This window comes from Xanthomonas sp. (assembly GCF_017163755.1).
Lineage (GTDB): Bacteria > Pseudomonadota > Gammaproteobacteria > Xanthomonadales > Xanthomonadaceae > Xanthomonas_A.
In genome coordinates this window covers 1-6,213 of sequence record NZ_JAFIWC010000057.1, presented here as the reverse complement: position 1 = coordinate 6,213, position 6,213 = coordinate 1, and the positions used below count along the sequence as shown (strand labels likewise).

Here is a 6,213-nt window from a genome sequence, read left to right as displayed (position 1 = left end):
TCGCCGGCGCCGACGGTATCGGCGGGTGCGGCGGCGTCCTCGCCGTTGACGGAGTCGCAGGTGCGCGCGCAGTTGAGCGCGCAGGGTTACACGAAGCTGGACCGTTTGCAGTTCGAGGACGGCCTGTGGAAGACGGAGGCGACGAGCGCGGACGGCCAGCGCCGGGACGTGCGGGTGTCGCCGGTAGGCGGGCGCATCTATGCCGAGGGCGAGGCATCGAAGCTGAGCGAGGCGGAGGTGCGCGCGGCGCTGACGGCGCGCGGGTACTCGAAGGTGCACGACCTCAAGTACGACGACGGGCTGTGGGAGGCGAAGGCGCAGACGTCCACGGGGCAGACGATCGAGGTGCACGCGGACCCGACGGACGGGACGGTGGTGAGCGCGGAGCACGACTGAGTCCGGGCGCGCGCGCAACTGGCATGCGCTGACAGACCATCGTTGGAGGGACAACGGCGCTTCGGCGCCGTTGTCGTTTGCGCGGGCCGTGCAGCGGCGGCTTGCCCGCCACAGGCGCCGTGCCGCCCATTGGCTGGGCGATGCTGCGCAAGCCGCACGTGGTGCCGCTATCGACGCCCTTCCGGTGATTTACCCGGCTGTGTGGACGTGGTTGTAGTTTCTGCGGGCAATAAAAAATCCCCGTCCTTGAGGGACGGGGATTTGGGGTAAAGCCCCTGGCGATGACCTACTCTCGCATGGCTTGAGCCACACTACCATCGGCGCAGCTGCGTTTCACTTCCGAGTTCGGGATGGGATCGGGTGGTTCCACAGCGCTAATTTCACCAGGGAGACGGTTGGAGTGTCGCCGCGATGCGTCTTCGTCCATCGCACGTGAGTGCGGATGCAGGAAGGACGGCATAGGGCGCCAGCCTCTCATAGGGTGTGACGTAGCGAGCGATTGGGAAGCTATCGACGTGTTGCGTCGTGCTAAGGATTGCTTCTTGCGGAAGCAACTTGAGGTTATATGGTCAAGCCGCACGGATCATTAGTATCAGTTAGCTCAATGCATTGCTGCACTTACACACCTGACCTATCAACCACGTAGTCTACATGGTTCCTTTAGGGGACTTGTGTCCCGGGAGATCTCATCTTGAGGCGCGCTTCCCGCTTAGATGCTTTCAGCGGTTATCGCTTCCGAACATAGCTACCCGGCAATGCCACTGGCGTGACAACCGGAACACCAGAGGTTCGTCCACTCCGGTCCTCTCGTACTAGGAGCAGCCCCTCTCAAATCTCCAACGCCCATGGCAGATAGGGACCGAACTGTCTCACGACGTTCTGAACCCAGCTCGCGTACCACTTTAAATGGCGAACAGCCATACCCTTGGGACCGACTACAGCCCCAGGATGTGATGAGCCGACATCGAGGTGCCAAACACCGCCGTCGATATGAACTCTTGGGCGGTATCAGCCTGTTATCCCCGGAGTACCTTTTATCCGTTGAGCGATGGCCCTTCCATACAGAACCACCGGATCACTAAGACCTACTTTCGTACCTGCTTGATCCGTCGATCTTGCAGTCAAGCACGCTTATGCCTTTGCACACAGTGCGCGATGTCCGACCGCGCTGAGCGTACCTTCGTGCTCCTCCGTTACTCTTTAGGAGGAGACCGCCCCAGTCAAACTACCCACCATACACGGTCCCCGATCCGGATTACGGACCTAGGTTAGAACGTCAAGCACGACAGGGTGGTATTTCAAGGATGGCTCCACCACAGCTAGCGCCATGGTTTCATAGCCTCCCACCTATCCTACACAGACGAACTCAACGTTCAGTGTAAAGCTATAGTAAAGGTTCACGGGGTCTTTCCGTCTTGCCACGGGAACGCTGCATCTTCACAGCGATTTCAATTTCACTGAGTCTCGGGTGGAGACAGCGCCGCTGTCGTTACGCCATTCGTGCAGGTCGGAACTTACCCGACAAGGAATTTCGCTACCTTAGGACCGTTATAGTTACGGCCGCCGTTTACTGGGGCTTCGATCAAGAGCTTCGCCTTGCGGCTGACCCCATCAATTAACCTTCCAGCACCGGGCAGGCGTCACACCCTATACGTCCACTTTCGTGTTTGCAGAGTGCTGTGTTTTTGATAAACAGTCGCAGCGGCCTGGTTACTGCGACCCTCTTCAGCTATAGCTCGCACGAGCCACCAAAAAGGGTGCACCTTCTCCCGAAGTTACGGTGCCATGTTGCCTAGTTCCTTCACCCGAGTTCTCTCAAGCGCCTGAGAATTCTCATCCTACCCACCTGTGTCGGTTTACGGTACGGTCTGCGTGAGCTGAAGCTTAGGAGCTTTTCCTGGAAGCGTGGTATCAGTGACTTCGTCTAAAAGACTCGTCTCGGTGCTCGGTCTTAAAGGATCCCGGATTTGCCAAAGATCCAAACCTACCGCCTTTCCCCGGGACAACCAACGCCCGGTACACCTAACCTTCTCCGTCCCTCCATCGCACTCACGCGAGGTGCAGGAATATTAACCTGCTTTCCATCGACTACGGCTTTCGCCCTCGCCTTAGGGGCCGACTCACCCTGCGCCGATTAACGTTGCGCAAGGAAACCTTGGGCTTTCGGCGTGCGGGTTTTTCACCCGCATTATCGTTACTCATGTCAGCATTCGCACTTCCGATACCTCCAGCGGACTTCTCAATCCACCTTCAACGGCTTACGGAACGCTCCTCTACCGCGCACCGCTTATCGCGATGCACCCCAAGCTTCGGTTCACTGCTTAGCCCCGTTAAATCTTCCGCGCAGACCGACTCGACCAGTGAGCTATTACGCTTTCTTTAAAGGGTGGCTGCTTCTAAGCCAACCTCCTGGCTGTCTGTGCCTTTCCACATCGTTTTCCACTTAGCAGTGAATTTGGGACCTTAGCTGTGGGTCTGGGTTGTTTCCCTTTTCACGACGGACGTTAGCACCCGCCGTGTGTCTCCCGGATAGTACGTACTGGTATTCGGAGTTTGCAATGGTTTGGTAAGTCGCGATGACCCCCTAGCCATAACAGTGCTCTACCCCCAGCAGTATTCGTCCGAGGCGCTACCTAAATAGCTTTCGAGGAGAACCAGCTATCTCCGGGTTCGATTAGCTTTTCACTCCTAATCACACCTCATCCCCTACCTTTGCAACGGGAGTGGGTTCGGGCCTCCAGTCAGTGTTACCTGACCTTCACCCTGGGCATGACTAGATCACCCGGTTTCGGGTCTACTGCCCGCGACTATGCGCCCTTATCAGACTCGGTTTCCCTTCGCCTCCCCTATACGGTTAAGCTTGCCACGAACAGTAAGTCGCTGACCCATTATACAAAAGGTACGCAGTCACCCCTTGCGAGGCTCCTACTGCTTGTACGCACACGGTTTCAGGATCTATTTCACTCCCCTCTCCGGGGTTCTTTTCGCCTTTCCCTCACGGTACTGGTTCACTATCGGTCGGTCAGGAGTATTTAGCCTTGGAGGATGGTCCCCCCATATTCAGACAGGGTTTCACGTGCCCCGCCCTACTCGTCTTCACTGGAATGGCCCTTTTAAATACAGGGCTATCACCTTCTATGGCCAACCTTTCCAGGTTGTTTTTCTAGAACCATACCAGCTTAAGGGCTAGTCCCCGTTCGCTCGTCACTACTTAGGGAATCTCGGTTGATTTCTTTTCCTCCGGTTACTTAGATATTTCAGTTCACCGGGTTCGCTTCCAGCAGCTATGTATTCACTGCAGGATACTGCCGAAGCAGTGGGTTTCCCCATTCGGATATTGCCGGATCAAAGCTTGTTGCCAGCTCCCCGACACTTTTCGCAGGCTGCCACGTCCTTCATCGCCTCTGACCGCCAAGGCATCCACCGTGTGCGCTTATTCGCTTGACCATATAACCTCAAGTTGCCTCAAGGTTATGCTGAGTCCGGGGGTACAAAGCCCGGACGCGAACTATAACGACTCAATTTCTAGGGACTCGAGGTCCCCGCCTTAGCCACAACGACACGTCGAGATAGTTGATCTCAAACGCTCGCTACGTCACAAATTTTAAAAGAACACGCCCCAGCCTCAGTGCTGGCGCATCTTAAATTCTTAGTGTGCTTTATACATTCAGAGTGGTGGGTCTGGGAGGACTCGAACCACCGACCTCACCCTTATCAGGGGTGCGCTCTAACCACCTGAGCTACAGACCCAAAGTCTTTTGCTCCTGCAGTTCCCCTTAGACAGTCCGCACACGGATGTGCGGGCGTTTGCAGAGGGATCTGCAAATCTGGTGGAGCCAGTCGGGATCGAACCGACGACCCCCTGCTTGCAAAGCAGGTGCTCTCCCAGCTGAGCTATGGCCCCGAAATCGGGGTGCCCCGCCCTGTGGCGGAACTCTCTGAATGCAGGTTACTTGTGAGGACGCCTGTAGGCGTAGCTGTCATGCTCAAAAGGAGGTGATCCAGCCGCACCTTCCGATACGGCTACCTTGTTACGACTTCACCCCAGTCATCGGCCACACCGTGGCAAGCGCCCTCCCGAAGGTTAAGCTACCTGCTTCTGGTGCAACAAACTCCCATGGTGTGACGGGCGGTGTGTACAAGGCCCGGGAACGTATTCACCGCAGCAATGCTGATCTGCGATTACTAGCGATTCCGACTTCATGGAGTCGAGTTGCAGACTCCAATCCGGACTGAGATTAGGTTTCTGGGATTGGCTTACTCTCGCGAGCTTGCAGCCCTCTGTCCTAACCATTGTAGTACGTGTGTAGCCCTGGTCGTAAGGGCCATGATGACTTGACGTCATCCCCACCTTCCTCCGGTTTGTCACCGGCGGTCTCCTTAGAGTTCCCACCATTACGTGCTGGCAACTAAGGACAAGGGTTGCGCTCGTTGCGGGACTTAACCCAACATCTCACGACACGAGCTGACGACAGCCATGCAGCACCTGTCTCACGGTTCCCGAAGGCACCAATCCATCTCTGGAAAGTTCCGTGGATGTCAAGACCAGGTAAGGTTCTTCGCGTTGCATCGAATTAAACCACATACTCCACCGCTTGTGCGGGCCCCCGTCAATTCCTTTGAGTTTCAGTCTTGCGACCGTACTCCCCAGGCGGCGAACTTAACGCGTTAGCTTCGATACTGCGTGCCAAGTTGCACCCAACATCCAGTTCGCATCGTTTAGGGCGTGGACTACCAGGGTATCTAATCCTGTTTGCTCCCCACGCTTTCGTGCCTCAGTGTCAGTGTTGGTCCAGATGGCCGCCTTCGCCACAGATGTTCCTCCCGATCTCTACGCATTTCACTGCTACACCGGGAATTCCGCCATCCTCTACCACACTCTAGTTGCCCAGTATCCACTGCAATTCCCAGGTTGAGCCCAGGGCTTTCACAACGGACTTAAACAACCACCTACGCACGCTTTACGCCCAGTAATTCCGAGTAACGCTTGCACCCTTCGTATTACCGCGGCTGCTGGCACGAAGTTAGCCGGTGCTTATTCTTTGGGTACCGTCAGAACAATCGGGTATTAACCGACTGCTTTTCTTTCCCAACAAAAGGGCTTTACAACCCGAAGGCCTTCTTCACCCACGCGGCATGGCTGGATCAGGCTTGCGCCCATTGTCCAATATTCCCCACTGCTGCCTCCCGTAGGAGTCTGGACCGTGTCTCAGTTCCAGTGTGGCTGATCATCCTCTCAGACCAGCTACGGATCGTCGCCTTGGTGGGCCTTTACCCCGCCAACTAGCTAATCCGACATCGGCTCATCTATCCGCGCGAAGCCCGAAGGTCCTCCGCTTTCACCCTAAGGTCGTATGCGGTATTAGCGTAAGTTTCCCTACGTTATCCCCCACGAAAAGGTAGATTCCGATGTATTCCTCACCCGTCCGCCACTCGCCACCCATGGTATTGCTACCACTGTGCTGCCGTTCGACTTGCATGTGTTAGGCCTGCCGCCAGCGTTCACTCTGAGCCAGGATCAAACTCTTCACTTAAAATTACAGGCCCGAAGGCCAATACTTTGATATGCAGAGTTCAAACCAAGCTTACGTATCGCTTGCTTAGCAATTGATTTGTTGCTCTTGATTCGAACGTCTGCAAGATGGACATACTTCCACCTGCAGGCGCCCTCACAAGTTACCTGCGCACACTGTCAAAGAACTTCGGGGCCGGCCTCAGCGCCTTTCCCTGTCACCCCGACGTTTCCGTCGTAGCGAGCCGCCCATTATAGCGGACTTTTTCTTTCCGTCAACACCTCGTTTCCGAGGCCCTGACGCC

1 protein-coding gene, 2 tRNA genes and 3 rRNA genes are annotated in these 6,213 nt (G+C 56.0%); 1 reads left to right on the top strand and 5 read right to left on the bottom strand.

Annotation, left to right across the window (positions count from 1 at the left end):
- Nucleotides 1-396: PepSY domain-containing protein (locus tag JR065_RS21275; RefSeq protein WP_206236515.1), on the top strand; the 396-nt coding region annotated here is incomplete at its 5' end.
- Nucleotides 397-669: 273 nt separating this feature from the next.
- Here the strand turns inward: JR065_RS21275 and rrf are convergent.
- From rrf to JR065_RS21250, 5 genes are all read right to left on the bottom strand, one after another.
- Nucleotides 670-784 (bottom strand): 5S ribosomal RNA (gene rrf, locus JR065_RS21270).
- 177 nt (nucleotides 785-961) lie between these two features.
- Nucleotides 962-3,843, bottom strand: a 23S ribosomal RNA gene (locus JR065_RS21265).
- A 226-nt stretch (nucleotides 3,844-4,069) separates the two neighbouring features.
- A tRNA-Ile gene (locus tag JR065_RS21260) sits at nucleotides 4,070-4,146 on the bottom strand.
- A gap of 78 nt (nucleotides 4,147-4,224) precedes the next feature.
- A tRNA-Ala gene (locus tag JR065_RS21255) sits at nucleotides 4,225-4,300 on the bottom strand.
- Between the two features lie 85 nt (nucleotides 4,301-4,385).
- Nucleotides 4,386-5,930, bottom strand: a 16S ribosomal RNA gene (locus JR065_RS21250).
- Together the 16S, 23S and 5S rRNA genes with 2 tRNA genes alongside form the textbook arrangement of a ribosomal RNA operon.
- Nucleotides 5,931-6,213: the final 283 nt, after the last annotated feature.